This is a genomic window from Ruegeria sp. G5 (assembly GCF_056533365.1).
The window spans coordinates 502,261-526,615 of record NZ_JBQFOK010000001.1 but is presented as its reverse complement, the minus strand read 5'-3'; the positions used below and the strand labels follow the sequence as shown (position 1 = coordinate 526,615).

The window sequence follows — 24,355 nt, the reverse complement described above, 5'->3', positions numbered from 1 at the left end:
GTTGGTCGTCATCTCGATCATGGCAGTCGTCCTTTCAGTACAGTTTTGTTTGACTTGAAACCAATATGACGCTTACCAATGTGTCGTACAAACGAGCTTTCTACACCCTTCAGTTAAATAAAACTTACCTGACATGAGCAACTATCTCCCCCCACTCACCGCGTTGCGCGCTTTTGATGCAGCCGCGCGTCATATGTCATTTGCCCAAGCCGCCGAAGAGCTGCGCGTCACACCGGCAGCCCTTTCCTTTCAAATCAAATCGCTGGAAGAACACTTGGGGCGCCCTTTGTTTCACCGTTTGAACCGCGCGGTTGAGCTTACCGAAGCTGGGCGTATTCTGGCCCCCGGTGCCGCCGAAGGGTTCGCGACCCTTCAGGCAGCCTGGCAGGCGACACGCAAGCAAGGCAATGACACAAGCCTGACCGTAACAGCTGGCCCGGCCCTGACGGCGAAATGGCTTGCCCCCAGACTATATGATTTTGCGCGCGCGCATCCCGATATTGACCTCAAATTCTCGGCCACCCTGCGCAACATGGATCTGGAAAGGGACGACGTGGATGTGGCCATACGCTTTGGTTACGATGAAGATGAGGGTCTCTACTCCCTACCGGTCCGCAAGGAATGGCTGACCCCGGTCATGACGCCAGAGCTGGCCGCGCAGTATCCAACACCGGACAGCCTGCGCGAGGCACCCCTGATATTTGACGACTCAATCGCGTTTTTGCGCCCGCCCAGTGATTGGCCCACATGGTTTCGTGCCGTCGGCGTCGATTTTGCGCCGACACATGGCGCGCATTTCTCAAATGCCGATCACGCAATTGATGCCGCAGTCGCAGGTGTTGGCGTTGTTTTGGGCCGCCGCGCGATGATCATCAAAGACCTGACCGAAGGCCGTTTGGTTGCCCCGTTTAAGGTCGCTATCGAAACCCGCGGGCGGTTTCGCTTCTTGTGCCTTCAGGGGGCGGAAAAACGGCCACAGATTGCAGCCTTCCGCGATTGGTTCATGACCGAGATTGAAAAGACCGCGCATCTTTCGGATGATTTCACGATCATTCCGGTAGAAGAGGTTCCTGCCCCATGACAAGAACGCGCGCAACCGGGATCGGCTTTGTTGCCGTCCTGCTTTGGGCTCTGCTTGCGCTGTTTACCGTTGGGTCGGCCCCAACGCCCCCATTGTTGTTAAACGCCATCTGCTTTTCGATCGGCGGGAGCCTGGGGCTGGTTTGGACATGGGCCAATGGCGAAATCGGCCAGTTAAAAACTGTACCCTGGACAACCTACCTGTTCGGGACGGTTGGCTTGTTTGGATACCACGCGCTGTATTTTTCGGCTTTGCGTATGGCTCCGGCTGCCGAGGCCGGTTTGATCGCTTACCTTTGGCCCCTGCTCATCGTATTGTTTTCGGGGCTTTTGCCGGGGGAACACCTGCGTATTGGACACTTGATCGGTGCCTGTCTGGGTTTCGCCGGAGCGGCTGTCATCATCGCGGGTGCTGGCACAGGATTTCAATCACAACATATCCCCGGGTATGCCTTGGCGCTGCTATGTGCACTGACCTGGTCAGGATACTCGGTCCTGTCCCGCAGACTTGGCGATACGCCGACAAGTTCCGTCGCTGTATTTTGCGTGGCTACAGCCATCGCGTCCGGGCTGTTGCACATGGCACTGGAAGAGACCGTGTGGCCTGAAACCGCAATGGGTTGGATTTCGGTCGCCGCGCTGGGGCTGGGGCCAGTGGGCTTGGCGTTTTATGTCTGGGATATCGGGGTCAAGCAGGGTGACATTCAAATGCTGGGCACGTCTTCTTATGCTGCCCCATTGCTGTCTACGCTTGTTTTGGTGCTGGCCGGGATCGCCGCCCCTAGCTGGGGTCTGGCGATCGCGGCGCTCTTGGTTACAGGTGGCGCGGTTATTGCCGCGCGGGCCAGTATCGCTCGTTAACTGGACAATCGCTCAATCTCTTCCTTTAACCTTAGCTTCTGTTTTTTGAGCTGGGCTATATGGAGATCGTCGATACCTGGCGAGCGTTGGGCTTGTTCTACTTCGAGACCGAGAGTTTCGTGCTTTTTCTTCAGTTCGGTCAGATGTGCGCTCACGCTCATTTCGATACTCCTTCGTTGGTGTCTCAGGTTCACGTAAGAAGTTGACCACATCGTTTCCAGCCTGTCACGCTGCGGGTGCATAGAAAATATGATAAATCCGACAATTTCGGCTGGTTAATGCCAATCAGCCTGAAAAACCCGGAAGTTGAGCCCCATTTCGGAGGACCTCAGAGACCTGCGGTGTATAGCTGTCACCGTCCTGCTGGTGGGATTCTCCTTCGTGCAAGATCAGCGGTGCATGAAGCTGAAACGCGGCTTTACCACCTTTTTTCGCCCTGAGTATCACCAACTCTGCCGAGCGGCCGATCCGTGCAGCCAATGGCAACACTTCGACCGACCCCAGCCGCCCTTCGCAGGCGGTCAGCATTTCGGGCAGCCGGTTGGCCTTTTGGATCATGTGCAAATAGCCCTTTGGCGCAAGGCGTTTGGCAGCACATTGAACCCATGAGGCCAGTGGTGTCTGCTCCCCGAGCGCTATGCTGCGCCCAGCATTCTCGGCTGGGCTATGCGCACCTGCCCTATAGTAAGGTGGGTTCGCGATAATGTGATCAAACTGGCGCTGCCTCAGATCAGCAGGCAAATCGGTCAGATCGGCCTCGATCACCTGTAGCCTGACCTCATTCTCTGCCGCATTTCGCCGCGCAAGTTCAGCGTAAGCCGCTTGCAATTCCACACCAGTGGCACGCAATTCAGGTACCCGGGCCATCAGACACAGTACCGCCGCACCGGCACCACACCCCAGCTCAAGCATAGTCTGGCCGGGCTCCGCAGGTACCGCAGCGGCCAATAAAACAGGGTCAACCCCAGCCCGATAGCCTGATCGGGGCTGCCACAGCCGCACACGACCGCCTAGAAAATCATTGCGTGTCAGATCGGCTTCAGGGAATTGGGTCATCGACCCAGCGGAATGTCGTTATCCCGCATCACACGCTCGGCACGGGTCAGGTCGTCAGTCCGAACCATCAGACGACGCGGAAAGATGCCGATGCCTCCTTCGAGGATGCTCATATTTACGTCCATTTGAAAGCAGTCTATATCCTCGCCTTCAAGAAGGGCAGAAGCAAAGGCCAGGATCGTTGGATCGGTGCTGCGCAGAAGTTCTTTCATGGGGATGGATGTAAGGGCAAGGTGAGGTGGAAGTCGAGCCTTGTATCAGGAGTGTGATGGATATCAGCACGATCTCAAAGCCGCATGAGCGCCTGGCAGAACTGCTCGCAGGCGAAATGAACTCGGTCAACGACCTGATCCGCACGCGCATGGCGTCTGAACATGCGCCCCGCATCCCCGAGGTCACCGCGCATCTGGTCGAGGCAGGCGGCAAGCGCCTGCGCCCCATGCTGACGTTAGCGGCGGCGCGCCTGTTTGGATATTCCGGTGACCACCATGTCCGACTGGCGGCTACGGTTGAATTCATCCACACTGCAACACTGCTGCACGACGATGTGGTCGACGAAAGTGCCCAGCGTCGTGGGCGCCCGACGGCCAACCTGTTGTGGGATAACAAATCAAGTGTTCTGGTTGGGGATTACCTGTTTTCCCGCAGTTTCCAGTTGATGGTGGAAACCGGGTCCCTGCGTGTTCTGGACATTCTCGCCAACGCGTCCGCAACAATCGCCGAGGGCGAGGTTCTGCAGATGACCGCGGCCACTGATCTGGGTACGACCGAGGCGATCTACCTTCAGGTCGTGCGTGGAAAAACGGCCGCCCTGTTCTCGGCAGCGACCGAGGTCGGAGGCGTGATCGCCGGAGCGTCTGAAGAACAGGTCAAAGCACTCTATGCCTATGGCGACGCGCTTGGGATCGCCTTTCAGATCGCTGATGACCTTTTGGATTATCAGGGCGACAGCAATGCAACCGGCAAGAACGTCGGTGACGATTTCCGCGAACGCAAATTGACCCTGCCTGTCATTAAGGCTGTGGCACAAGCAACACCGGAAGAACACGCGTTTTGGGAGCGTACGATTGGACGTGGCCGCCAGGAAGACGGCGATCTGGACCATGCGCTTTCCCTGATGGCCAAATACGGCACGCTGCAGGCCACAAGAGCAGATGCGTTCGGCTGGGCTAATAAAGCGAAGGCATCGCTTGACGCTCTGCCCGATCATGAGATCCGCACATTGTTGCGCGATTTGGCCGACTACGTAGTCTCTCGCCTCAATTAAGCTGCGTTGCCCGACACCACCAATCGGGGTGGGCAGCCTGCAGTGTCTCTGCCGCAGCCCGTGCCTTTGCCATCGTGGGGTAAAGCGCAAAACACGTCGAACCAGAGCCGGACATCCGAGCCATAAGCGGGTGTTCCGTTAGCTTCAGCTCATCCAATACAAACTCGATCTCACGCGCCACACCGGTTGCCGGTGCCTCAAGGTCATTGCGTTGATCCGCTAGCCAATGCGCACAATCCGCAGGGGACTCAAACTCCGGGATATCTTGCGGCATCCCCGGATTATTACGCGAGGCCAACGCCCCAAACACAGCAGCCGTTGGGACAGGGATGCCCGGGTTCACCAGCACGGCGGGCAAATGCGGAAGGGTGATCGGCGTTAACCTGTCGCCAATGCCCTGCATTCTTGTCGCCTTGGCTGCCATGCAAACAGGAACATCCGCACCCAGCGAAACCGGAACCTCGTCTGGGATGCTATAACCCATCCCCGATAGCGCCCACAACGTGGCCGCCGCATCAGACGAACCACCACCGATCCCGCCACCATGCGGCAACACTTTGTCCAGCGTTATATGGCCCGACCAACCCACTGCGTCAGCGGCTTTCCAGACGAGATTTCGGCTGTCTGTAGGGACCCCCTCAGCATGTTCACCCGTTACCGAGATCGACAAGGCATCTCCGGGTGTGAAACTTAACCGGTCACCGATATCAGCAAAGACCACCAAGGAATCCAACTCGTGATAGCCGTCCTCGCGGCGGCCGGTCACATGCAGAGAAAGATTGATCTTGGCAGGTGCGAAAGCCTCAGCCTTCATTCGCCACCTTCAAAGGGTCCGCACCTTCTTCGACCAACACCGCGTCCAGCCCGATTTCAAGCTTGCGACGAATGCGATCCGGGTCGGCTTCGCCATCGGTGTCTTCGGGATCAATGAACGACAAGGCGCGTTTCCACTGGAACTCGGCCTCGCGTGCCCGACCAACAGCCCAGTACACATCGCCCAGATGGTCGTTGACCACCGGGTCGACCGGCATCAACTCGACCGCTCGCTCCATATGTCCGACCGCCTCGTCGTACCGGCCAAGGCGGAACAAAACCCAACCCAGACTATCCACGATATACCCACTTTCAGGGCGTGCGGCGACTGCGCGTTCGATCATATCAAGCGCTTCGTCCAGCTTTTCTTGCCGCTCGACCAGAGAATAACCCAGGTAATTCAAAACCTGTGGCTGGTCCGGGTTCAATTCCAAAGCGCGACGAAAATCGGCTTCGGCCGCGTCCCAATTCTTTAGCCGCTCATGCGAGATACCGCGCGCATAGTGCAAGAACCAGTTCCCGCCGACCCCGGCGTCGATCAGCTCGATCGCGGTGTCATAGGTTTCAACAGCCTCGGCATAGTTTTCCTTGCGGCGCTGCAAATCGGCCAAGGCCACATGAACGCTGGGCAAATCGGGGCTTTTGGCTGCCAGATTTTGCAGCACCTCGGCCGCGGCATCCGTTTTTCCGGCACGTCCCAAAACCTCGGCGCGGCCCAATTCAGCCGCATGATAGTCGCTGCTGGTGGATGGCACCTTGCGGTAAACCTCGACCGCAAGGTCATATTGTTCGAGCGCATCAAGCAATTCAGCGCTTAGCAGGATCGCATCTATATGGTCGCTGCGCAGAAACGCGGCGAGCTGCGCATAGAGCAGTACATAGTTTTGCGCTGCTTCGCTGCTGAGCGCTGCGCCCACGGAAAAGAACACCTCGGCCATTCCGTCTTGCGGTGACGACACATGCGTAAAGGGCAGCGTTTCCCCAGCCTTCAGGCGGGCTTCATAGCCTTCGATTGATGGATCGCTTCCGGCGACGAAGACTTCGTTCAGAAACGCCAGTGCATCTTCGTTTCGATCCAACTGCGACAGGATTTCCGTACGGGCCAACGCCGCACGGCGGGTAAATCTGGAAATCGCGCCACCGTTGGACGAAAAGATCGCCTCGGCTGCTTCGAAATCCCCAACAGAGGCCAACGCCAGAGCTTTGTGATAAAGCGCGAACTCGGCCAGGCCCTCTTGCTGAGAAACGGTATCGAATTGGTCCATCGCCTTGGTCATTGCGCCCTGACCGACATGGGCCCAACCCAGAATCAACCCGTCTACAAGCGGACCGACACCCTGAGTTTCCGGGTCACGCGACAACAGCTCATCCAGCTTTTCATCGGCAATCAAGTTCGCCACGATCACCATTCTGGCGGCCTGACTTTGCAGGTTCATTTCTTCGATAACTTCTGCAACCGGTAAGGCGCGTCCGATTTCCCCCAGCGAAAGCCGGGCGACGACAACACTTTCCAAGAGCTGGGCATTTTCAGGATCGGATCTCAGCGCCTGAGCATAATACCGTTCGGCCGCGGTGTAGTCGTTTTGGAAAATCGCCTGTCGCCCGGCGAGATACGCACCGGACCCGGTATCCGAAAAACCGGGAAACGCAAATGCCGAGGAGAATAGCGCAGCAAGCGCCGCGCGACGAAAGACGGATACCACCAAAACCCTGCCCTGCCATTGTTGACTGCGTAATAAGCTAGGGCTTCGCCTCGAAAGAGGCAATGGCAGAGCCTTCACGACGGTGCCATTGCCCATTTTTTGCTTACATGTTGGGATAATTTGGGCCATCGCCGCCTTGCGGCGTTGTCCAGGTGATGTTCTGGCTGGGATCCTTGATGTCACATGTCTTGCAGTGAACGCAGTTCTGGAAGTTGATGACGAATCGTGGCTCGCCTTCGTCTTCGACCACCTCATAGACACCAGCCGGGCAGTAGCGCTGTGCCGGTTCGGCAAATTTCGGCAGGTTAACACTGACCGGGACAGCCGGGTCCGACAACCGCAAATGGCAAGGCTGGCTCTCCTCGTGGTTGGTCATTGCGAAAGACACGTTGGTCAGACGGTCAAAAGACAGCACCCCATCGGGCTTGGGATAGTCGATGGGTTGGTGCTTGCTCGCCTCTTCGGTCGATTCTGCATCGTTCTTGCCGTGCCCAACGGTTCCAAACAAAGAAAAGCCCAGCGTATTGGTCCACATATCCAGACCGCCCAGCATCAACGAGGCCGTCAGACCCCATTTCGACCAGATCGGCTTGACGTTGCGCACTTTCTTCAGGTCAGAACCGATCGCACCATCGCGCACGTCGGTTTCATACGCGGTCAGTTCATCGCCCGAACGGTCGGCTTTGATCGCTTCAAACGCAGCCTCGGCTGCGGCTTTGCCCGACAGCATCGCGTTGTGGTTGCCTTTGATGCGCGGCACGTTGACCATACCCGCCGAACAGCCCAGCAGCGCCACACCCGGCGCGACCAGCTTGGGCATCGATTGATAACCGCCCTCGGTGATCGCGCGCGCGCCATAGGCCACACGCTTGCCGCCTTTCAGCAGCTCGGCCACCATCGGGTGGTGCTTGAAGCGCTGGAATTCCATGTACGGATACAGGTACGGGTTCTTGTAGTTCAGGTGCACCACGAAACCGACATAAACCTGATTGTTTTCCAGGTGATAGATAAACGACCCGCCACCCGCGTTGCTGCCCAGAGGCCAACCCATCGTGTGCGTGACAGAGCCTTCTTTGTGCTTGGCCGGGTCGATCTCCCAGATCTCTTTCATGCCGACGCCGTATTTCTGCGGCTCTTTGCCCGCAGACAGGTCGTATTTGGCGATCACTTCCTTGGACAGCGAGCCACGGACACCTTCCGACAGGAAGACATATTTGCCGTGCAGCTCCATCCCCGGTTCGGTGTTGGGGCCGTAGGAGCCGTCCGCTTCCAAACCAAAGACACCGGCGACCACGCCTTTGACTTCGCCATTCTCGCCGTAGACAAGCTCGGAACACGCCATGCCCGGGAAGATTTCCACGCCCAGCTCTTCGGCCTGTTCAGCCATCCAGCGGCAGACATTGCCCATCGAGACGATGTAGTTGCCGTGGTTGTTCATCAGCGGCGGCATCGGCCAGTTGGGGATGCGGATCTGACCCGCTTCGCCCAGCATGTAGAAATTGTCCTCATGCACCTCAGTGTTCAGCGGCGCGCCCTTCTCTTTCCAGTCCGGGATCAACGCGTCCAGACCGCACGGATCCAGAACCGCGCCCGACAGGATATGCGCGCCAACTTCCGAGCCTTTTTCCAGAACCACGACGTTCAGGTCGGCATCCAGCTGTTTCAGACGGATGGCCGCAGACAGGCCCGCGGGGCCTGCGCCCACGATCACCACGTCATATTCCATCGCTTCGCGTTCAATATCGGCCATCGCGGGCTCCTTAGCTAACTTTCCGAATTGGCGCTTTATGCGCGCGGTCGGCGCAATTTTGTTTCACGGCTGATTACATGCTGAGAAAGACATAGGTCAATCGAAACACGGCGTAACAATGCCGCTATTCGACACTTCTGCCTTCCGGAGTGTCACCCATCAGGTATCTGGGACCTTTACCATAGGATTTTGCACGATCATCGGGATTATATAACGCGCATTTTGGCAGGCTCAGGCACCCGCAGCCAATGCAGCCATCCAGATTGTCACGCAATCGTGTCAGGGTTTCGATTCGCTGGTCCAGATGGGTTCGCAAACCAACACTGATATCCGTCCAATCCTTGGGTGTCGGCGTACGGTTTCCCGGCAGACCCGACAAGACATCGCGGATCTCAGGCAATGTCAGGCCGAACTGCTGAGCGATCATAATAAAGCTCAAACGTCGAATGTCGGCGCGCTGATACCGGCGCTGCCCCCCCGCATTGCGCCAAGGCGCGATCAAGCCTTGCGCCTCGTAATACCGGATCGCCGAAACAGCCAAACCCGTGCGTCGCGACAAAGCCCCAATAGCCAAACCTTCAGAAGCTGCCATTTCGCCCTCAAAAAAATACCTTGACCTAAAGTTAGGTTTAGAAATTACGGTGAGTCGGGACAAGCCTCAAATAGAAAAGGAGATCCCATGATGGCGACACTTGAACACACCAATTTCACAGTCCGCGATCCCCAGGCCTCGGCGAAATGGATGCAGGATGTATTTGGTTGGAAGACACGCTGGGAAGGCCCGGCCATTGCTGGCGGTTATACGGTCCATGTGGGCAGTGCTCATACCTACCTTGCACTTTATGCACCCAGTGATCCGAAACTTTCCGAGGAAAGCAGCTATGACATCGTGGGCGGGCTGAACCATGTCGGTGTTCTGGTGGAAGACATCGATGAAACCGAAGCCAAGGTCGTCAAGGCCGGGTTTGTCCCGAAATCACACGCAGATTACGAACCGGGTAAAAGGTTTTATTTCGACGACGATAACGGGATCGAATTCGAAGTGATCAGTTATAACTAGGCCGCAATCCGCACATGGTGCGACAAAGCCCCCTTGCATTTCACGCGCCATTTGGGTCAGGTATTCAGCGACCCAACACTTCGCCCCGACGCTTTTTGTGCGGCGGGGCGACTCAATTTATGCGTGGACGACAAGAATATGGAAAAAATTCCAATGACGCCTGCTGGCAATGCCGCGCTCGAGGCGGAACTGAAAAACCTGAAGTCCGTCGAGCGCCCCGCGATTATCGAGGCGATCGCCTCAGCGCGTGAACTGGGCGACCTGAAGGAAAACGCAGAATACCATTCCGCACGCGAAAAACAGGGCTTTATCGAAGGCCGTATCAAAGAACTTGAAAGCATTCTGTCGCTGGCAGATGTGATCGACCCATCCAAGCTATCGGGTGCGATCAAGTTCGGGGCAAAAGTGACCTTGGTTGATGAAGACACCGACGAAGAAAAAACATGGCAGATCGTTGGTGAGTACGAGGCCAATATCGAAAATGGTCTGCTGAACATCAAATCTCCCATCGCGCGCGCCTTGATTGGTAAGGAAGAAGGTGACAGTGTCGAGGTCCGCACCCCTGGTGGTGTGCGCTCCTATGAAATCCTGAGTATCGAGTACGCCTGATCCAAGCGCCGACAATGTCCGAGTCCACGCAAGAGCAAGAACCCGAGCGGCCAACGCCGCTGGGTGTTTATGACAAACCCGCCGAACCTTCGGTGACAGAGATCGAAATCGCAGCCATCGCGCTTAGCCTTGTCTGGCTGGTCGTGTCGGTTGTCTTTCTGGTCCTGCCCGGGAAGGTTGGCGGTAGCGGCTTTGTTGTAACCTTGCTTGCTGTGTTCATGCCGATCGCGATGATCTGGGTCGCAGCGACCGCCCTGCGCGCCAGTCGCATAATGCGCGAGGAAAGTGCGCGGCTGCAAAGTTCAATCGACGCAATTCGCAACGCGCTGATTGCACAGCAACAGCGTGCCTCCAGCGGGTATGAGCCGAACGTCACCAAGAAACTGGACGAAATCGTCGAAACGGCGAAGAAAACCGAAAGCGCGCTGGCCACGTTCTCGTCCAATCGGCGGCAAACGATCCGCGGCAAGACACCGAATGCGAACGGGGATCAAACCACGTTGGAACTGGGCACGCAGGCCGGGGACATCTCACCTCCGCTTAGCACCGACGTTTTCATACGCGCCTTGAATTTTCCGGAAACGCAGGAAGATACCGAAGGGTTCAACGCCCTGCGTCTTGCGCTGAAAGACCGCAAAGCCGCCCAGCTGGTGCAGGCATCGCAGGATGTACTGACCCTGCTTAGCCAAGAAGGCATCTACATGGATGACTTGCGCCCTGATATGGCGCGCCCTGAAATCTGGCGGCAATTCGCGCAAGGGGCCCGCGGACGCTCGGTCGCTGCATTGGGTGGTATCAGGGATCGGTCTTCTCTTGCACTGACGTCGGCGCGGATGAAACAGGATCCGATCTTTCGCGATGCTGCGCATCACTTCCTGCGCCGCTTTGACCATATGATCATCGAATTCGAACCCGAAGCCAGTGACGCGGAACTGACGGCACTTGGCGACACGCGCACCGCGCGGGCATTCATGTTGCTGGGTCGGGTTGCAGGGACTTTTGACTGACGGCTAAAGACCGAAACTGCCGTACGGAATAAACCGCACCATATCGCCGGGTTGAATGTGGCAGGCACCGTCGCCAATCTCGACCAGCCCTTCGGCCCAGCTCAATCCGCTGATCCGCCCGGACCCTTCCGAGGCAAAGACCTCGGCCCGACCATCGCGCACCCGGGCACGCAGGTATTCCCGCCGACCCGGTTTCTTACGTTTCTCGAAACCTGCGGGCAGGGCGAACCCCTGTGGCTCCTGCCAGCCCTCGCCAGCCAGCAATCCCAACGCAGGTCGGGCAAAGATCAACGTACAAACCAAAGCCGCGACCGGGTTTCCGGGCAATCCAAATACCGGAGCACCCTCCCACATGCCAAGCGCAAGGGGACGCCCGGGTTTCAAAGCTATGCGCCATTCCTGCATTGCCCCAGCATCCCGCAACAGCGCCGAGACATGATCCTCATCCCCAGCCGAAGCGCCACCGCTGGTCAGGATAACGTCGGCTTGTTTCGCCGCGCTATCAAGGCGCGCGCGCAATGCTTCGCGATCGTCCGGCACACGCCCCATGTCGACGGGATGAAACCCCGTACGCTCGATGAGCGACAACAACATCGGGCGGTTCGCGTCATAGATCTGCCCGGCACCAACGGTGTCACCCGGCTCGCGCAGTTCATCACCTGTCGATAAAACGGCGACCCTCAGTGTTTCGCGGACCGAGACATTGGCAACACCGATCGCAGATAACAGTGCCAGATCAGCAGGCGTTAACCGACGTCCCGCGCTCAGGGCCAGATCCCCTGCGGCGACGTCCTCTCCGGCGCGGCGGGTATTCGCCCCCAGTTTTAGTGGCCCGCGAAACGCGATGTGCCCGTCCTGAAACGTGACATCTTCCTCAAGAATGACCGTATCAACCCCGTCGGGAAGCGCCGCACCTGTCAGCACCCGAAGAGCGTTGCCCGCCGCAACCTGACCGTCAAATGGAATACCGGCCGCCGCGCGCCCGTCCTGCACCGGCATAACCTGCGCCCCGTCCGGCGCGGGACCGGCGAAACCATACCCATCCACGGCCGTGTTAGGCTGCGGTGGGTTCGAACGCTTCGCATGAACATCTTCGGCAAGGATACGACCAGCCGCCTGCGCAAGCGGCACAGTCTCTGCCGCTTTCACGGTGGACAACCTGTCGCGCAGCAGTGCCAGCGCGTCATCGACCGGCGTCCAACTCACCCCGGCGGGCAACGCAAAGCAATCATTGCGCAAAGGCGGCGGTGCGATATCTGGCTTGTTCATAACCCCACCTCATGCAGTATGAATTCCGCGATGGCCGCCGTATCATTCAGATCGAAAACCGGGCGATCCACATCCAAAGGCGTATCACTGGCAACGGCGCGTATTGACATGTTGTCTGTCGCGATCAAAGGGTTTCCGGCTTCGGCGCGATAAGCCTCGACCTTGGGATGTGGTTCGCGTTTGAAACCTTCGATCAACACCAAATCCACCGGTGCCAGACGGGCCAGCAATTCTGGCAAAGCGGGTTCTGGCGATCCGCGCAGCTCTTGCATGATGGCAACGCGTTGCGCCGAAGCCAGCAAGACCTCGGACGCACCTGCCATTCGGTGCCGGTGGCTGTCGGTGCCGGGTTGATCCACATCTACGGCGTGATGCGCGTGTTTGAGCGTGGAAACAGTAAAGCCGCGCCCGGTGATCTCGGTCACCAACCGCTCGACCAGACCGGTTTTACCTGCGTTTTTCCAACCCGTAACACCGTAGACCCTCATGCCTGCTCCAGCAGTGTTTGCGCCCGGGCCAGATCGTCAGGAGTGTTAACGTTAAAGAATGGATCAAAGGGATCTGCGGAGAACAAAGCTTCTCGTCCGTCGTGCTTGTCCGTCCACAAGACAACCTTGCGCAACCCGTCATTCAAGGCCGCACGTAAATCATCGCGCAATGCAACGGGCCAGAGTCCAAAGGTCGGATGGCGATTGATGCGTTTTCCACCACCGGATTTCAAAGCTTCGCCCTCGCTACGCGGCGTGGTCGCAAGGACCAACGGATGGGTCTGACCTACGGCAGCTGCGACCAGCCGTGCCGTCAGGTCGCGCGGAAAGAACGGCGTATCGGCAGCGGCCGTCACGATTGCGTCCGCACCCTGTTCCGCCGCCCAATCCAAACCGGCCAATACTCCTGCCAAAGGGCCCGCAAACCCTTCGATACTGTCGGGCAGAATGGGTAAATCCAAATCAGCGAACCGTGCTGGATCACCATTCGCATTCAGCGCAAGCCCATCTACCTGTGGGGCGAGGCGTTCAATCACATAAGACATCAGGCTCTGCCCACCGATCCGCAGCAGCCCCTTGTCGCCACCGCCCATTCGGGTGGCTAGGCCGCCTGCGAGGATTACTCCGAGTGGTTTAGTCATTGGGTGTCCTCTATAGTGGGCCACTTTCGATACTTCTCAAACGGAAGAACAACGCCAATAGCAATGACACCTACCAAGGCCGTGAACCAATAGACCGGGGGAGTAGAGGTGGCGTTGCCCAGCCAGACACCGATCTTCGCCGATCCCACCAAATACACCAAAGACAAACCCGGGACACCAACTATCCAAAAATAGAGCCTAAATGCGCGCGCTGATTTTCGTACAGATTCCTCCATCTCGTCAGGGGTAGGCAGGCCACGGATCGCCACTCGTTGAAGGCCAAGCATCTGATCTCGAAAGCTATTGCCATGTAGCGTCCAACCTGATCCCTGAAACGGAAGCGCTTTCCACAGGCTAATGTAAGGGCCGGATTTCCATCCAAGCGGGGCCAGCCTGTCCTCGCCAAGCGTCGCGATTCCCTCAACGACGGCTTTCTTGCAACGTTCAAAGTGCAGGAAAGCTCTGACCATGATCCAAGTGAGCAGGACCAGAACCAGTACCGGAATGACATACAGCAAAACAATCATACCGCACTCTTCCGCCGATGTTTCTTGTCCTCGACCGCGACGCTGGCCGGATCGATGTCGCGCAGCAGGCGATCCTCGCCCGACAGGCATACGAACCGTTGCCCGCGCATTCGGCCGATCAGAGTCAGGCCGACCTCGCGCGCGATCTCGACGCCCCACGCTGTGAACCCGGACCGCGAGGCCAGAACCGGGATGCCCATCATCGCAGTCTTGATCACCATCTCGGACGTCAGGCGGCCCGTGGTATACAGAATCTTGTCATCTGCACCTTCGCCTTCGGACAGCATCCAGCCGGCAATCTTGTCGACCGCGTTGTGGCGGCCCACGTCTTCCATATAGACCAAAGGTCGGTTTTCCCGGCACAGCACTGTTCCGTGGATCGCCCCTGCCTCAAGATACAAAGACGGAGTACGGTTGATCTTGGCCGCAAGCTCATACAGCCACGAGGTCCGCACCTGAACCTGAGGCAAGCGCACATCTTCGAGGCCTTCCATCATGTCGCCGAACACGGTCCCGACAGCGCACCCGCTGGTGCGGGTCTTTTTCTTGAGCTTGTCCTCATACGAGGTTTGACGCGCCGTTCGCACGACAACAGTTTCAAGGTCATCGTCATAGTCGACGCGGGTGATCTGGTCGTCTTCCAGCAACATGCCCTGATTACGCAGAAAGCCCAGCGCCAGGTATTCGGGATAGTCGCCAATGGTCATCGCTGTCACGATCTCCTGCGCGTTCAGGAAGATCGTAAGCGGGCGTTCTTCGACCACTGAGATCTGGCTGACCGCACCATTCTGGTCCACGCCTTCCACCGCACGGGTCAGGCGTGACGCTCCGGGCTCGGGGGCGATGATATAGTCTGTCAGGTCGATTTCCGTGGCCAATTGCAACCCTTTCCCAAGACCGCTACTGCTGCTTCGATCACCATAGGATTTAGCCATGGCCTCTGCCACATCCAAGTCATACTTCTGGAAAGGTTTTCGCGACGGCACGCCGTTTGTCTTCGTCGCCGTACCGTTTGGCCTATTGTTCGGGGTTTTCGCAACCGAAGCCGGGCTGAACATCGTCCAGACGATCGCCTTTTCCGCTACTGTCTTTGCAGGTGCCGCCCAATTTACCGCACTACAATTGCTGCAGGACAACACGCCGACGATCATCATTCTTGTTTCGGCACTTGCCGTGAACCTGCGCGTGGCGATGTATTCGGCTTCACTGACCCCCTATTTGGGGGCGGCACCATTATGGCAGCGAGCTTGTGCCGCCTATTTGATCGTGGATCAGTCCTATGCCTGTTCGATGGTGCGGTTCGAAAAAGAGCCCCAGATGACTGTCCCTCAGCGGATGACATATTTCCTGGGCACAACGGCCCCGATTACCCCGATGTGGATGCTGGGCACCTATCTTGGCGCTGTTCTGGGCACGCAAATCCCTGAAAGCTGGGCGTTGGATTTTGCACTACCGATTACTTTTCTCGCAATGATCGGCCCGATGATGCGAACACTGGCCCATGTTGTCGCTGCACTGGTCGCCATCACGGTGGCTTTGCTGGCTGTGGCCGTGCCCTATAACCTTGGCCTTTTGATCGCGGGCACGGCGGGGATGATTGCCGGTGCATATGTCGAACTTATGCTGGAAAGACGCCGGACATGACCAAAGTCGACCCAATAACAATGTGGATCATCATCGCCGGATTGGCGTTTGGCAGCTACGCCTTGCGTTTCACTTTCATAGGGCTGGTCGGGGATCGACCGATGCCGCCCTGGTTGCTGCGGCATCTGCGATACACGGCTGTCGCCATCATTCCCGCTCTGATCGCGCCCTTGGTGGTCTGGCCCACAGCGACCGAGGGGCAGCCGGATGTGCCGCGGATGGCAGCAGCCGCGGTCGCCCTGGCGGTAGGCTACATCACCAAGAACGTATTGGCCGCCATCTTTTCCGGTGCCGCAACACTTTACGGATTGCTTTACTTAGTTGGCTGAGGCGGCCTCAAGCTGGTTGAGGCGTGCGTTGTTTTCGGCCAGCCCCTGCTGCAGATCGGCATTGTCATTCTCACGATATTCCGTGGTAACGACACCCGGAATCTGACCGAACTGATCCGACAGTTTGACTGGATAGAAGGTCGTTTTGATTTGCTCGAACCCGGGCACTTGCTGCAACAGTTGCGCGGTAGAATTTGCACAAAAGGCGCCTGCAACCGGGCCAGACTGCTTGGCCAGCTGCAAAGCGATCTCAGCCTGCTGTGGGGTCACTTGGATGGTTTGAATACGCGCGTAATGCGTCTCGCGGGCATGGCTGCTGCGATAGGCACGCTCGGCATTCGGAGTGATGCCGTACAACACATCATCTTTGATCGGCACAACATCCGCCCGGAACGATCCCGCCGGGTCAAAAATCACACGCTCGCTACCGCTGATCATAAGCGAGGTATGCGCACCCGAGCCGGTCCGGGTGCTGATCATCGTGTAAAGGGTCAGCGTCGATGGGCCAGGATCACGGTACGAACGCGCCACAATCTCGGCCTGGTCCGCCTGCGGACGCTGAGAGCCGACACAGCCGGCAACTGTCGCTGCCAGCAGGCAGGCAATCAAAATCCTGATCACGGCCGACCCCGCTTTGGATTAAGAGGCGAAAACCGCCAGAAAGAGGCACAGGAGGGCAATGGCGACGACGCACCACGTGGTTGCCTTGACGAACCCGTTGAAAGTTTTGGTTTGAACGGTGATGTCCATTTCGCCGTGCTTGTGTTCAGCCATGTCAGATAGATTCCCAATTCGCGTGTTTGGAATGTTGGATAATCGAATTTGTCGGGCCTGTCACCACGTCATTCGCGCGCAGTTGACAGCGGCTGAAACACCGAGCAGCCCGGATACCCAAACCCCCATCGCCAAGGCAGGCCAGAACACGGACCGCCGCCGAATCGAACAGCCGCATACATCGCCTCGGCCGTAATGGAATACGCTGATTGTATCTGGTCTGGCGTCATGTCGTAACGCTGGGCATACGTGTCAGCGTGGTCCCTGCCATGTTGCTTTACACAGCTGCGCAACGTGTCATCCGCAGAAAGCCGCGCTGTGAAACTGTCTTCGGGCAGCAGCGCGCCCCCGGCATTGTGGTAGGCGCGATCATGGTCAACACAACAGTTTTCCCAAGGCGGATGGGCTTCGTAAAGCGCACGGAACTTTGGAAAGGTCTCGGCTACGAACCGCCAACTGGCAGATAGACCACCTGAACACCCATCCGTTTCAAAGGGCGTCAATTCGACATCACCCTTCTGAGCGATCAGAGCACGATGCGCAGGCATTTCGATACTGCGCATGATATCTTGCGCCCATGACGGGGCAGCGATCATCGCGATCAGAACCGCAGCTTTAAGGGCTTTCATCGCGCATGGCTTCCTTGTCGAAGGACATCCCGAAGGTTGTCGCCATCCACAGCAATATCCGTTCGGCCGGACCAAGCTCGGCCCGCACACGAAGTACTTCGTTGGCCATTGCGGGGCGATCAGTGATCAGCCCGTCCACCCCCATCGAAGCCATCGCCGACATCTGCAAAGGATCATTCACCGTCCAGACGTAGATATCTTTCCCGGCCGCCTGCACGGAACGAACCAAACCCGGCGAGGCCATTGCCGCGTTGACCGCAACGAAATCGCCTTCCAGCCCTGTCAGATCACCGATTGCTGTTGCCGCCAATACGCCAGCGCGCCAATCCGGACGCAGTGACTTCATCTTTTGCACGGCCGGGTATTTCAGCGACATGGTCGCGATATCGTCCTGCATCTCGAATTCTTCGACCAAGGCGGCGACACGATTTTCCAGATCGATATCATGCCCATAATATTTCAGTTCGATAATGACTTTGGACTTGCCTTTTGCCGCGGCCAGAACATCACTCAGGGTCGGGGTGCGCTCGTCGGCATATTCGGGTCCAAACCAGCTGCCGATGTCGATATCGGCCACGTCCTCCATCGTGGCATCCCAGACCTTTAGGTTCACGCCCGCCAGTTTCATGAAATCACTGTCATGCGCCACTAGAACAACGTCATCCGCAGATTCCTGCACGTCGATCTCGACCCAGTCCGCGCCGTCCTCAATCGCCTTAAGGACCGAGGCCATGGTGTTTTCCGGCCTCAGCGCCGCCGCACCACGATGACCGATAACTTCGGCCCGGTCTTCGGCTTGCACTTGCTCAAGCAACGTCTTGCCGAACCAAAGGCCGATCAGAACTGCAACGGCCGTGCCGCCCAGCGCGACAAAAAGCGGAGCACGGAATTTCCCCGGTTCGGGAAGCGGTGGTCTGTCGGCGTCGGTCTCGAAAAAGCGATCCAGCACAACGGCCAGTGCGCCCAAAGCAATCGCTGCCAGCACCAGTCCGGCCAAAGACCACACAGCTGCAACAATCAAGCTGTAGACAAGTGCCACCCGCAGGTTCGCAGACCCCTGCAAAGGAACCAGATCGAATAAAAGCCCGACGACCGCGGCAATAATAGCGGCGATCAGCAATCGCACACCTAACCAGATCGCAAGCTCGATCTTGAGACGGCCACGTTTGCCCTCCATCCGCTCGGCACTGGTCGCAAAGGCCTGCGACGGTTTCAGACCTTCGAACAGAACCAGATGCAGGCCCAACGCCCAAGCCGAAAGTCTGCGGATCAAAACCCACGCCATGACCAAAACCACAATCCCAATCAGGCCAACGGCGATCCAGAAGGACGGTGGTTTGAACGTAAGGTAATAGTTGATGTCATACTCGGTCAGGCGCCACCATGCGATCAATGCCGCAACCGCAGCAAATGGAACAACCAATACCAGAACGCGCAGCACAAACCGCGCCGCGAACCCAAAGAGCGCAGGTAAGCGGGACAGGATTAACCCAACAGCCGACCTGCCTGCGCGCCACGGATCGATTTCCCCCATGCGCAAAGACCCTGCCATGACCGAAAACACAAAAACTTCGGCCAGCAGAAAAATGCTCAGTACGGTGATGGCTGCGACGAACCCGATAGGTGAAAGGAAAAAGGCCGCGATGTCCTGATCCGTCAGTGCGGTCTGATCCGACAACGATACAGCAAGGTTCACAGCTATTGCGACGCCCGGAGCGATCAGTGCGATCAGCAGCAATCGAACAGCAACATAAATCGGAATAAAGACGGCTCGACGCGCCCAAGCAACTTTGTAGGCATTTGTAACGGCTGAAAAACTTGTCACGATCCGCCCCTAATAAATGGTGGATTCATTCAAGGCTGCGCAGACGTGAATTGCAAGATGTCTATTCGTTTTCTTCCAGATCAGCGGCCAACCTGAACCCAATGCGATTTGCGGGTTTGTCTTCCACCGATTTTGGCAACGCACGCAACATCACGTTCAACTGGCTGACATGTTGCACGAGCTGAGTGCGCGCACCCGTCGCGTCAGACCCGAAAAAGGTGATCACGTCCGGATCGAAATATCCCATCCCTTCGATCCGCATGACACCTGCATCCCCTCCGGTAAAACCCATTGCAACTTCGTGATCACCGTCCAGCGTCTTTTCAAAGTTCTGGATGTACAGGATCAGCCGTTCATAGGCCCACTGGGCAGGACTTTTGGTTTCAACCGGCTTTTGCAACGGGCCGGGCAGTTCCTGCGTGCCGGATTGGGATTCCGAATTCGCGTGAACCTCGTAGCAGCGCGGAAGGGCGGCGGACTCTGCCGCTTCGGCCGAGGTTTCGATTTTGTCCATTCTGGCTACCCTTTGCGCTGAAACTCCCAGGCCCCGTCCGCACGACGCGTTCGGGTGACAGCACCAGTGTGGTAAAGATGGTTCAGATGTGCAACCGCTTCGACCAGTGCCAGGCCGTATTCCCCCTCGCCTATCTGGCGCTTGAACAAGGGAACAAAACACTCTGCGGCGGTTCTGGGTCGATCGAGATAATCCTGCAGACGGTCCAGTGCGCTATGGTGGTTTTCGATCAGTTGCTTCATGCGCAACGGCAATCCGGTGAAGGGCAACTTGTGTCCACCCAATGCCAGATGATCTGGCCGCGCCAACCCTTGCAGGCGCTCACAGGCATCCAGCCATTCGGCAACGGGATCAGCCATCGGTTCGGTCACATAGACGCCCAGATTCGGACTGATCGAGCTTAGGATCTGATCACCGGTGATCACCAGGTTGTCGTCACGGCTCCAGAACGTTGCGTGTTCAGGGGCGTGGCCGTTGCCAATGTGCACATCCCAATCACGACCGCCCATCCGGATCACGCTGTCCTGTTTGATCCGCGTAAAGCCCAAGGGCATTGGGTAAACCGTATCGCAGAAATTGAACGGGCGTTCGGTCATGCGCTTGGCAAGGAAATCAGGATCCATCCCGGCACTTCGGTAGTAGTCCAGCGTTTCCTGTGGCCAGTTTTCCTGCACGTCCAACTGCAGCATACGGGAAAAAAGCCATGCCGTTCGTGTCGTAACCAGCTCGGACCCATGCTCGGACTGAAACCAACCGGCATTGCCGACATGGTCGGGATGGTGATGCGTGACGATAACGCGGTTCACGGGCTTGCCGCCCAGTGCGCCTGCCAAAAGCTCGGCCCAGATGCGCCGGGTTTTGTTCGACGACAAACCAGTGTCGATCACCGTCCATCCACCGCCGTCATCCAGCGCATAGACATTGACGTGGTCCAGAGCCATCGGCAGGGGCAACCGCATCCACAAAACGCCTTCGGCGACCTCAATAGCCTCGCCCGCAGCCGGAGGTTCGGGCCAGGGATACCGGATCGTCAAAGGGGTATCGCCGTCCATCAGGCTGTCAATTCTTCAGCGCTTAAGGCAAACACATCGTCGGCCCCGCACTGCGCCCGAACTAGCAGCCCGGCGCACTCGGGCAGCAACGCGTTGATATAAAAACGCGCCAGTTTGAACCGGGGTCCGTCCGGTTCGGCCAAGGCGGCTTTCAGGTGATAATGCCCACCCAAGACGCGCGCGAACGCATGCAGATAGGGTACTGCCCCCGCGAAACGGTTATTCATATCCGATTGTGCCACCAACCACTCTGTCGCTTCACGCAGGCTCTCGGTTGCTTCCCAGACAGGGCCGGCCAGTTCAGGCATGGATGTCCGGGCCATTTCGGCGTGATCTTCGATCTCATCCAACAGACGTCCTGCGGCCTCGCCGCCGTCCATCATCTTACGGGCAACAAGGTCCATTGCCTGAATGCCGTTGGTCCCTTCATAGATCGCAGTCACCCGTACGTCGCGGTAATACTGGGCAGCGCCGGTTTCCTCGATAAAGCCCATACCCCCGTGGACCTGCACGCCCTCTTCCGATACCCGCATGCCGGTCTGGGTGCCGAACACTTTGCTGATCGGTGTCAACAAAGCGGCGCGCGCGACCCAGTCGGAATCGCCAGTGGCGCAGGCCATATCTATTGCGGCTGCGTTGGCCAACATGATGGCCCGTGCAGCGAACGTATCGGCGCGCATGCTCATCAGCATCCGACGCACATCCGCGTGGTCGATAATCGTACCCGAGGGGGTTTTGCCCTGTTTACGCTCCAGCGCATAAGCCAGTGCATGTTGGTACGCACCTTCGGCGGCACCGACACCCTGACCACCAACACCCAGCCGCGCATTGTTCATCATAGTGAACATCGCGGCCATGCCGCCATGCTCTTGCCCAACAAGCCACCCCTTGGCCCCGTCATACTGCATCACACAGGTCGGAGAGCCATGCAGCCCCATCTTATGCTCCAGCGAGACGACCTTCAGATCGTTGGCCACACCGGGATTTCCATTCTCGTCCGGCAGGTACTTTGGCACCAGGAACAGCGAAATACCCTTGGTGCCGGGCACACCATCCGGCAAGCGCGCCAAAACAAGATGGCAAACATTTTCGGTAAAGTCGTTGTCACCCCAAGAGATATAGATCTTTTGGCCCGTGACAGAGAACGTCCCGTCCCCGTTCGGCTCTGCCTTTGATGTCAGTGCGCCAACATCTGACCCTGCTTGGGGCTCGGTCAGGTTCATGGTCCCCGACCACTCACCCGCGATCATTTTGGGAAGGTACAGCGCCTTTATGTCATCGCTAGCGTGATACTCCAGCGCCTCGATCTGGCCCTGGCTCATCAGCGGAGCCAACTGCAGCGACAGGCAAGCCGCGCTCATCATCTCATTCACTGCGGTGGTCAGCGTCATCGGCAGACCCATACCACCATATTCGGGGTCCGCGCTCATCCCGATCCAGCCACCTTCGGCAATCGCCTTCCAGCCGTCGGCATAGCCGGGCGACGTGCGCAGCACACCGTTTTCCAACCTCGCCGGTTCCAGATCACCCGGGCGTTGCAAGGGCGCCATCACCTCTTCGCACATCTTGCCCGCTTCGGTCAGAATTGCGGTTACAAGATCTTCGCTTGCCTCTGCAAACTTCTCGGTGGCCGCGATCTGATCAAAACCAACAGCATTGCGGAACAAAAACTCATAATCAGAGATTGGCGCGCGATATGGCATAGTTTTCCTCGGGCTGTCTAACTCGGTGTACGCAGGCGGGGTTGGAATTTCCAGCGCCCACCTTTATGCATCTGGGTTTGAATTATTACGTAGCCTTCCTCATGTTACACGCAATCAAAACGCGGCGTCACCAGCCATGATCCCCAACGGCACACAAGAATTATCCGCAGATCCGGATGGAATCGCCCACGCTGCAGACCTTTTGCGTCAGGGTCTTCTGGTCGCCTTTCCGACCGAAACGGTTTATGGTCTGGGCGGTGATGCGCGGAACGGCGAGGCTGTGGCCAGCATCTATGCCGCAAAGGGGCGGCCCAGTTTCAATCCACTGATCGCCCATGTTGCCTCGGTTGAAGCCGCGCAGCGTTTCGTGACCTGGTCGGATCAGGCCGAAGCATTGGCCGCAGCTTTCTGGCCCGGCCCCCTGACGCTGGTCCTGCCTTTGCGCACAGGGCACGGGGTATCCTCACTGGTGACGGCCGGGTTAGAGACACTGGCCATAAGGGTTCCGGCACACCCGACCGCACGGGCCGTTCTAGCCGCTTTCGATGGACCTGTCGCAGCGCCTTCAGCGAATCCATCGGGTCAGATCAGCCCTACTACAGCAGAACACGTACGCGCGGGTTTGAGCGGTCGCATCGCTGCAATCCTTGACGATGGCCCCTGCGGTGTCGGGCTGGAATCTACGATCGTCGGTTTGGCAGGCGATCCTGCGCTATTGCGCCCCGGTGGCATCCCATTGGACCAGATCGAAGACGTCTTGGGAACACAGCTACATCACCACCAACCCGGAAGTCTGCTGACAGCCCCCGGGCAACTCCAATCCCATTACGCACCGGATGCGCCGGTCAGATTGAATGCAAAAGACCTGCAAGGCGATGAGGTACTGCTGGGTTTCGGCGAAATTGATTGCGATTTGAACCTGTCGCCAAGCGGTAACCTGAACGAAGCAGCCGCCAACCTGTTCGCAGGCCTGCATACTTTGAACGCCACCGGCCGCCCGATTGCCGTTTCGACCATTCCTGATGAGGGGCTAGGTGCGGCCATAAACGACCGTTTGCGCAGAGCCGCCGCACCACGGGATAGCTGATCAGGCGCGCCCGGCGCTTGCCGACAGGGTCAAAGGATCCACGCCCAGTGTGGCCAGCGCGGCCTCCCATTTTTCGTCATCCGGGACGTCGAACACCAGTTTCGACGTCGCGTCGGTCGTCAGCCAGCCATTCATGGCGATTTCATCTTCCAACTGTCCCGGTCCCCAGCCGGAATAGCCCAAGGCCAGCGTCGAATTCAGCGGGCCGCGCCCGGATGCCAGATCCTCCAGCACATCCAAAGTTGCCGTCATGCTGAAATCATCTGAAATCTTCATCGAATGCAGATTCGCGTCATAGTCAGAGCTGTGCAGGACAAAGCCCCGCGACATCTCAACCGGGCCACCGAAATGGACAAGACGTTCCCCGACGATCGGTATCCGACAAGCGATGTTGAGCTGTTCTAGCAAGGTTTTGATGCGCAGGTCGGACGGTTTGTTGATGATCAGACCCATCGCACCATCTTCGCCATGGCTGCACATATATACCACCGAATGATCGAAGCGCGGATCGCCCATGCCGGGCATCGCTATCAACAGTTTTCCCGTCAGGTCCATCAGATGACATCTCTTGCTGTGTCTGCTTCAACAATGACCCTGAGGGGCGTGGATTGGCAAGGGATCAGCGCAGATTTCCGCAGATTTCATTCAGGTGACCGGAACGTGACTT

29 protein-coding genes are annotated in these 24,355 nt (G+C 57.8%); 9 read left to right on the top strand and 20 right to left on the bottom strand.

The genetic code is table 11. The features are described from left to right. Positions 1-133: 133 nt before the first annotated feature. Together ACR0BD_RS02620 and yddG are read left to right on the top strand one after the other, a co-directional pair. Entirely contained in the window at positions 134-1,081 is a 948-nt protein-coding gene (locus ACR0BD_RS02620) for a transcriptional regulator GcvA (protein WP_480828726.1), read from the top strand. Further along, entirely contained in the window at positions 1,078-1,941 is an 864-nt protein-coding gene (yddG, locus tag ACR0BD_RS02615; RefSeq protein WP_480828724.1) for an aromatic amino acid exporter YddG, read from the top strand. Before ACR0BD_RS02620 ends, yddG begins: the two co-directional genes overlap by 4 nt. Here the strand turns inward: yddG and ACR0BD_RS02610 are convergent. The 3 genes from ACR0BD_RS02610 to ACR0BD_RS02600 all read right to left on the bottom strand — a co-directional run bounded on the left by ACR0BD_RS02610 (position 1,938) and on the right by ACR0BD_RS02600 (position 3,209). Then, positions 1,938-2,102, bottom strand: a complete 165-nt coding sequence (locus ACR0BD_RS02610) for a YdcH family protein (RefSeq protein WP_480695302.1) — start codon at positions 2,100-2,102, stop codon at positions 1,938-1,940. The genes yddG and ACR0BD_RS02610 overlap by 4 nt on opposite strands. A gap of 124 nt (positions 2,103-2,226) precedes the next feature. Further along, positions 2,227-2,997, bottom strand: coding sequence for a tRNA1(Val) (adenine(37)-N6)-methyltransferase (locus ACR0BD_RS02605; RefSeq protein ID WP_480828723.1), 771 nt, complete (start codon positions 2,995-2,997; stop codon positions 2,227-2,229). Next, the gene (locus ACR0BD_RS02600) at positions 2,994-3,209 is read right to left on the bottom strand and encodes a putative signal transducing protein (protein ID WP_170333283.1); all 216 of its coding nucleotides are present in this window, start codon (positions 3,207-3,209) and stop codon (positions 2,994-2,996) included. The genes ACR0BD_RS02605 and ACR0BD_RS02600 overlap by 4 nt, the downstream gene beginning before the upstream one ends. Positions 3,210-3,265: 56 nt before the next feature. Between ACR0BD_RS02600 and ACR0BD_RS02595 the strand changes: the two genes are divergently transcribed. Then, the gene (locus tag ACR0BD_RS02595; RefSeq protein ID WP_480828721.1) at positions 3,266-4,264 is read left to right on the top strand and encodes a polyprenyl synthetase family protein; all 999 of its coding nucleotides are present in this window, start codon (positions 3,266-3,268) and stop codon (positions 4,262-4,264) included. Here ACR0BD_RS02595 and ACR0BD_RS02590 read toward each other — a convergent pair. From ACR0BD_RS02590 to soxR, 4 genes are all read right to left on the bottom strand, one after another. Continuing rightward, a complete protein-coding gene (locus ACR0BD_RS02590; protein ID WP_480828720.1) occupies positions 4,257-5,078 on the bottom strand; it encodes a 4-(cytidine 5'-diphospho)-2-C-methyl-D-erythritol kinase in 822 nt (273 codons plus the stop codon). The two genes, ACR0BD_RS02595 and ACR0BD_RS02590, sit on opposite strands and share 8 nt — an antisense overlap. Beyond that, positions 5,068-6,780: a tetratricopeptide repeat protein gene (locus tag ACR0BD_RS02585; RefSeq protein ID WP_480828719.1), complete on the bottom strand. Its 1,713-nt coding sequence runs from the start codon at positions 6,778-6,780 to the stop codon at positions 5,068-5,070. Before ACR0BD_RS02585 ends, ACR0BD_RS02590 begins: the two co-directional genes overlap by 11 nt. 103 nt (positions 6,781-6,883) lie before the next feature. Beyond that, complete coding sequence (locus ACR0BD_RS02580; RefSeq protein WP_480828718.1) at positions 6,884-8,530, bottom strand: electron transfer flavoprotein-ubiquinone oxidoreductase; 1,647 nt, start codon at positions 8,528-8,530, stop codon at positions 6,884-6,886. A 124-nt stretch (positions 8,531-8,654) separates the two neighbouring features. Beyond that, the gene (gene soxR / locus ACR0BD_RS02575; protein ID WP_480828716.1) at positions 8,655-9,122 is read right to left on the bottom strand and encodes a redox-sensitive transcriptional activator SoxR; all 468 of its coding nucleotides are present in this window, start codon (positions 9,120-9,122) and stop codon (positions 8,655-8,657) included. A gap of 87 nt (positions 9,123-9,209) precedes the next feature. On the opposite strand from soxR, the gene ACR0BD_RS02570 reads away from it, so the two are divergent. From ACR0BD_RS02570 to ACR0BD_RS02560, 3 genes are all read left to right on the top strand, one after another. Continuing rightward, positions 9,210-9,590 (top strand): VOC family protein, encoded by a 381-nt coding sequence (locus tag ACR0BD_RS02570; protein ID WP_480695315.1) that lies wholly within the window; start codon positions 9,210-9,212, stop codon positions 9,588-9,590. Between the two features lie 138 nt (positions 9,591-9,728). Further along, positions 9,729-10,199 carry a transcription elongation factor GreA gene (gene greA / locus ACR0BD_RS02565; protein ID WP_480695317.1) on the top strand — a complete coding sequence of 157 codons (471 nt, stop codon included), beginning with the start codon at positions 9,729-9,731 and terminating at the stop codon, positions 10,197-10,199. 14 nt (positions 10,200-10,213) lie between these two features. After that, positions 10,214-11,206: a hypothetical protein gene (locus ACR0BD_RS02560; protein WP_480828714.1), complete on the top strand. Its 993-nt coding sequence runs from the start codon at positions 10,214-10,216 to the stop codon at positions 11,204-11,206. Between the two features lie 3 nt (positions 11,207-11,209). Here the strand turns inward: ACR0BD_RS02560 and ACR0BD_RS02555 are convergent, their stop codons facing one another. The 5 genes from ACR0BD_RS02555 to ACR0BD_RS02535 are packed head-to-tail and all read right to left on the bottom strand — an operon-like array spanning position 11,210 to position 15,066. Continuing rightward, positions 11,210-12,475, bottom strand: coding sequence for a molybdopterin-binding protein (locus tag ACR0BD_RS02555; protein ID WP_480828713.1), 1,266 nt, complete (start codon positions 12,473-12,475; stop codon positions 11,210-11,212). After that, positions 12,472-12,963, bottom strand: coding sequence for a molybdopterin-guanine dinucleotide biosynthesis protein B (mobB, locus tag ACR0BD_RS02550; RefSeq protein ID WP_480828712.1), 492 nt, complete (start codon positions 12,961-12,963; stop codon positions 12,472-12,474). Before mobB ends, ACR0BD_RS02555 begins: the two co-directional genes overlap by 4 nt. After that, complete coding sequence (gene mobA / locus ACR0BD_RS02545) at positions 12,960-13,604, bottom strand: molybdenum cofactor guanylyltransferase MobA (RefSeq protein WP_480828711.1); 645 nt, start codon at positions 13,602-13,604, stop codon at positions 12,960-12,962. The genes mobB and mobA overlap by 4 nt, the downstream gene beginning before the upstream one ends. Further along, positions 13,601-14,131 (bottom strand): hypothetical protein, encoded by a 531-nt coding sequence (locus tag ACR0BD_RS02540; RefSeq protein WP_480828710.1) that lies wholly within the window; start codon positions 14,129-14,131, stop codon positions 13,601-13,603. Before ACR0BD_RS02540 ends, mobA begins: the two co-directional genes overlap by 4 nt. Next, positions 14,128-15,066: a formate dehydrogenase accessory sulfurtransferase FdhD gene (locus tag ACR0BD_RS02535; RefSeq protein ID WP_480828709.1), complete on the bottom strand. Its 939-nt coding sequence runs from the start codon at positions 15,064-15,066 to the stop codon at positions 14,128-14,130. Before ACR0BD_RS02535 ends, ACR0BD_RS02540 begins: the two co-directional genes overlap by 4 nt. Here ACR0BD_RS02535 and ACR0BD_RS02530 point away from each other — a divergent pair. Both ACR0BD_RS02530 and ACR0BD_RS02525 read left to right on the top strand, forming a co-directional pair. Then, entirely contained in the window at positions 15,065-15,775 is a 711-nt protein-coding gene (locus ACR0BD_RS02530) for an AzlC family ABC transporter permease (protein ID WP_480828707.1), read from the top strand. The two genes, ACR0BD_RS02535 and ACR0BD_RS02530, sit on opposite strands and share 2 nt — an antisense overlap. After that, positions 15,772-16,104 carry an AzlD domain-containing protein gene (locus tag ACR0BD_RS02525; RefSeq protein ID WP_480695331.1) on the top strand — a complete coding sequence of 111 codons (333 nt, stop codon included), beginning with the start codon at positions 15,772-15,774 and terminating at the stop codon, positions 16,102-16,104. The genes ACR0BD_RS02530 and ACR0BD_RS02525 overlap by 4 nt, the downstream gene beginning before the upstream one ends. Here the strand turns inward: ACR0BD_RS02525 and ACR0BD_RS02520 are convergent. The 7 genes from ACR0BD_RS02520 to ACR0BD_RS02490 form a co-directional block, all read right to left on the bottom strand. Continuing rightward, positions 16,093-16,725, bottom strand: a complete 633-nt coding sequence (locus ACR0BD_RS02520) for a hypothetical protein (RefSeq protein WP_480695333.1) — start codon at positions 16,723-16,725, stop codon at positions 16,093-16,095. The two genes, ACR0BD_RS02525 and ACR0BD_RS02520, sit on opposite strands and share 12 nt — an antisense overlap. A gap of 18 nt (positions 16,726-16,743) precedes the next feature. After that, entirely contained in the window at positions 16,744-16,878 is a 135-nt protein-coding gene (locus tag ACR0BD_RS02515; RefSeq protein WP_480695335.1) for an aa3-type cytochrome c oxidase subunit IV, read from the bottom strand. A gap of 68 nt (positions 16,879-16,946) precedes the next feature. Beyond that, the gene (locus ACR0BD_RS02510; RefSeq protein WP_480828706.1) at positions 16,947-17,507 is read right to left on the bottom strand and encodes a hypothetical protein; all 561 of its coding nucleotides are present in this window, start codon (positions 17,505-17,507) and stop codon (positions 16,947-16,949) included. Continuing rightward, on the bottom strand, positions 17,494-19,332 hold the full coding sequence (locus ACR0BD_RS02505) for a glycerophosphodiester phosphodiesterase family protein (protein ID WP_480828705.1): 1,839 nt from the start codon (positions 19,330-19,332) through the stop codon (positions 17,494-17,496). The genes ACR0BD_RS02510 and ACR0BD_RS02505 overlap by 14 nt, the downstream gene beginning before the upstream one ends. A 61-nt stretch (positions 19,333-19,393) precedes the next feature. Next, positions 19,394-19,846, bottom strand: coding sequence for a DUF6173 family protein (locus ACR0BD_RS02500; protein ID WP_480695341.1), 453 nt, complete (start codon positions 19,844-19,846; stop codon positions 19,394-19,396). Between the two features lie 5 nt (positions 19,847-19,851). Beyond that, complete coding sequence (locus ACR0BD_RS02495; protein ID WP_480828704.1) at positions 19,852-20,898, bottom strand: MBL fold metallo-hydrolase; 1,047 nt, start codon at positions 20,896-20,898, stop codon at positions 19,852-19,854. After that, entirely contained in the window at positions 20,898-22,601 is a 1,704-nt protein-coding gene (locus tag ACR0BD_RS02490) for an acyl-CoA dehydrogenase (protein ID WP_480828702.1), read from the bottom strand. Before ACR0BD_RS02490 ends, ACR0BD_RS02495 begins: the two co-directional genes overlap by 1 nt. A 136-nt stretch (positions 22,602-22,737) precedes the next feature. On the opposite strand from ACR0BD_RS02490, the gene ACR0BD_RS02485 reads away from it, so the two are divergent. Continuing rightward, complete coding sequence (locus ACR0BD_RS02485) at positions 22,738-23,688, top strand: L-threonylcarbamoyladenylate synthase (protein ID WP_480828700.1); 951 nt, start codon at positions 22,738-22,740, stop codon at positions 23,686-23,688. Here the strand turns inward: ACR0BD_RS02485 and ACR0BD_RS02480 are convergent, their stop codons facing one another. Next, complete coding sequence (locus tag ACR0BD_RS02480; protein WP_480828699.1) at positions 23,689-24,243, bottom strand: YqgE/AlgH family protein; 555 nt, start codon at positions 24,241-24,243, stop codon at positions 23,689-23,691. Positions 24,244-24,355 lie beyond the last annotated feature (112 nt).

Excerpts from the sequence above, each read along its gene's own strand:
- greA (WP_480695317.1), top strand. The coding sequence starts at position 9,729 with ATGGAAAAAATTCCAATGACGCCTGCTGGCAATGCCGCGCTCGAGGCG.
- ACR0BD_RS02610 (WP_480695302.1), bottom strand. The coding sequence starts at position 2,102 with ATGAGCGTGAGCGCACATCTGACCGAACTGAAGAAAAAGCACGAAACT.
- ACR0BD_RS02510 (WP_480828706.1), bottom strand. The coding sequence starts at position 17,507 with ATGAAAGCCCTTAAAGCTGCGGTTCTGATCGCGATGATCGCTGCCCCG.
- ACR0BD_RS02570 (WP_480695315.1), top strand. The coding sequence starts at position 9,210 with ATGATGGCGACACTTGAACACACCAATTTCACAGTCCGCGATCCCCAG.
- yddG (WP_480828724.1), top strand. The coding sequence starts at position 1,078 with ATGACAAGAACGCGCGCAACCGGGATCGGCTTTGTTGCCGTCCTGCTT.
- ACR0BD_RS02560 (WP_480828714.1), top strand. The coding sequence starts at position 10,214 with ATGTCCGAGTCCACGCAAGAGCAAGAACCCGAGCGGCCAACGCCGCTG.
- ACR0BD_RS02555 (WP_480828713.1), bottom strand. The coding sequence starts at position 12,475 with ATGAACAAGCCAGATATCGCACCGCCGCCTTTGCGCAATGATTGCTTT.
- ACR0BD_RS02490 (WP_480828702.1), bottom strand. The coding sequence starts at position 22,601 with ATGCCATATCGCGCGCCAATCTCTGATTATGAGTTTTTGTTCCGCAAT.
- ACR0BD_RS02525 (WP_480695331.1), top strand. The coding sequence starts at position 15,772 with ATGACCAAAGTCGACCCAATAACAATGTGGATCATCATCGCCGGATTG.
- ACR0BD_RS02480 (WP_480828699.1), bottom strand. The coding sequence starts at position 24,243 with ATGGACCTGACGGGAAAACTGTTGATAGCGATGCCCGGCATGGGCGAT.
- ACR0BD_RS02580 (WP_480828718.1), bottom strand. The coding sequence starts at position 8,530 with ATGGCCGATATTGAACGCGAAGCGATGGAATATGACGTGGTGATCGTG.
- soxR (WP_480828716.1), bottom strand. The coding sequence starts at position 9,122 with ATGGCAGCTTCTGAAGGTTTGGCTATTGGGGCTTTGTCGCGACGCACG.
- mobA (WP_480828711.1), bottom strand. The coding sequence starts at position 13,604 with ATGACTAAACCACTCGGAGTAATCCTCGCAGGCGGCCTAGCCACCCGA.
- ACR0BD_RS02605 (WP_480828723.1), bottom strand. The coding sequence starts at position 2,997 with ATGACCCAATTCCCTGAAGCCGATCTGACACGCAATGATTTTCTAGGC.
- ACR0BD_RS02600 (WP_170333283.1), bottom strand. The coding sequence starts at position 3,209 with ATGAAAGAACTTCTGCGCAGCACCGATCCAACGATCCTGGCCTTTGCT.
- ACR0BD_RS02595 (WP_480828721.1), top strand. The coding sequence starts at position 3,266 with ATGGATATCAGCACGATCTCAAAGCCGCATGAGCGCCTGGCAGAACTG.
- ACR0BD_RS02530 (WP_480828707.1), top strand. The coding sequence starts at position 15,065 with ATGGCCTCTGCCACATCCAAGTCATACTTCTGGAAAGGTTTTCGCGAC.
- ACR0BD_RS02515 (WP_480695335.1), bottom strand. The coding sequence starts at position 16,878 with ATGGCTGAACACAAGCACGGCGAAATGGACATCACCGTTCAAACCAAA.
- mobB (WP_480828712.1), bottom strand. The coding sequence starts at position 12,963 with ATGAGGGTCTACGGTGTTACGGGTTGGAAAAACGCAGGTAAAACCGGT.
- ACR0BD_RS02620 (WP_480828726.1), top strand. The coding sequence starts at position 134 with ATGAGCAACTATCTCCCCCCACTCACCGCGTTGCGCGCTTTTGATGCA.
- ACR0BD_RS02590 (WP_480828720.1), bottom strand. The coding sequence starts at position 5,078 with ATGAAGGCTGAGGCTTTCGCACCTGCCAAGATCAATCTTTCTCTGCAT.
- ACR0BD_RS02540 (WP_480828710.1), bottom strand. The coding sequence starts at position 14,131 with ATGATTGTTTTGCTGTATGTCATTCCGGTACTGGTTCTGGTCCTGCTC.
- ACR0BD_RS02535 (WP_480828709.1), bottom strand. The coding sequence starts at position 15,066 with ATGGCTAAATCCTATGGTGATCGAAGCAGCAGTAGCGGTCTTGGGAAA.
- ACR0BD_RS02495 (WP_480828704.1), bottom strand. The coding sequence starts at position 20,898 with ATGGACGGCGATACCCCTTTGACGATCCGGTATCCCTGGCCCGAACCT.
- ACR0BD_RS02485 (WP_480828700.1), top strand. The coding sequence starts at position 22,738 with ATGATCCCCAACGGCACACAAGAATTATCCGCAGATCCGGATGGAATC.
- ACR0BD_RS02500 (WP_480695341.1), bottom strand. The coding sequence starts at position 19,846 with ATGGACAAAATCGAAACCTCGGCCGAAGCGGCAGAGTCCGCCGCCCTT.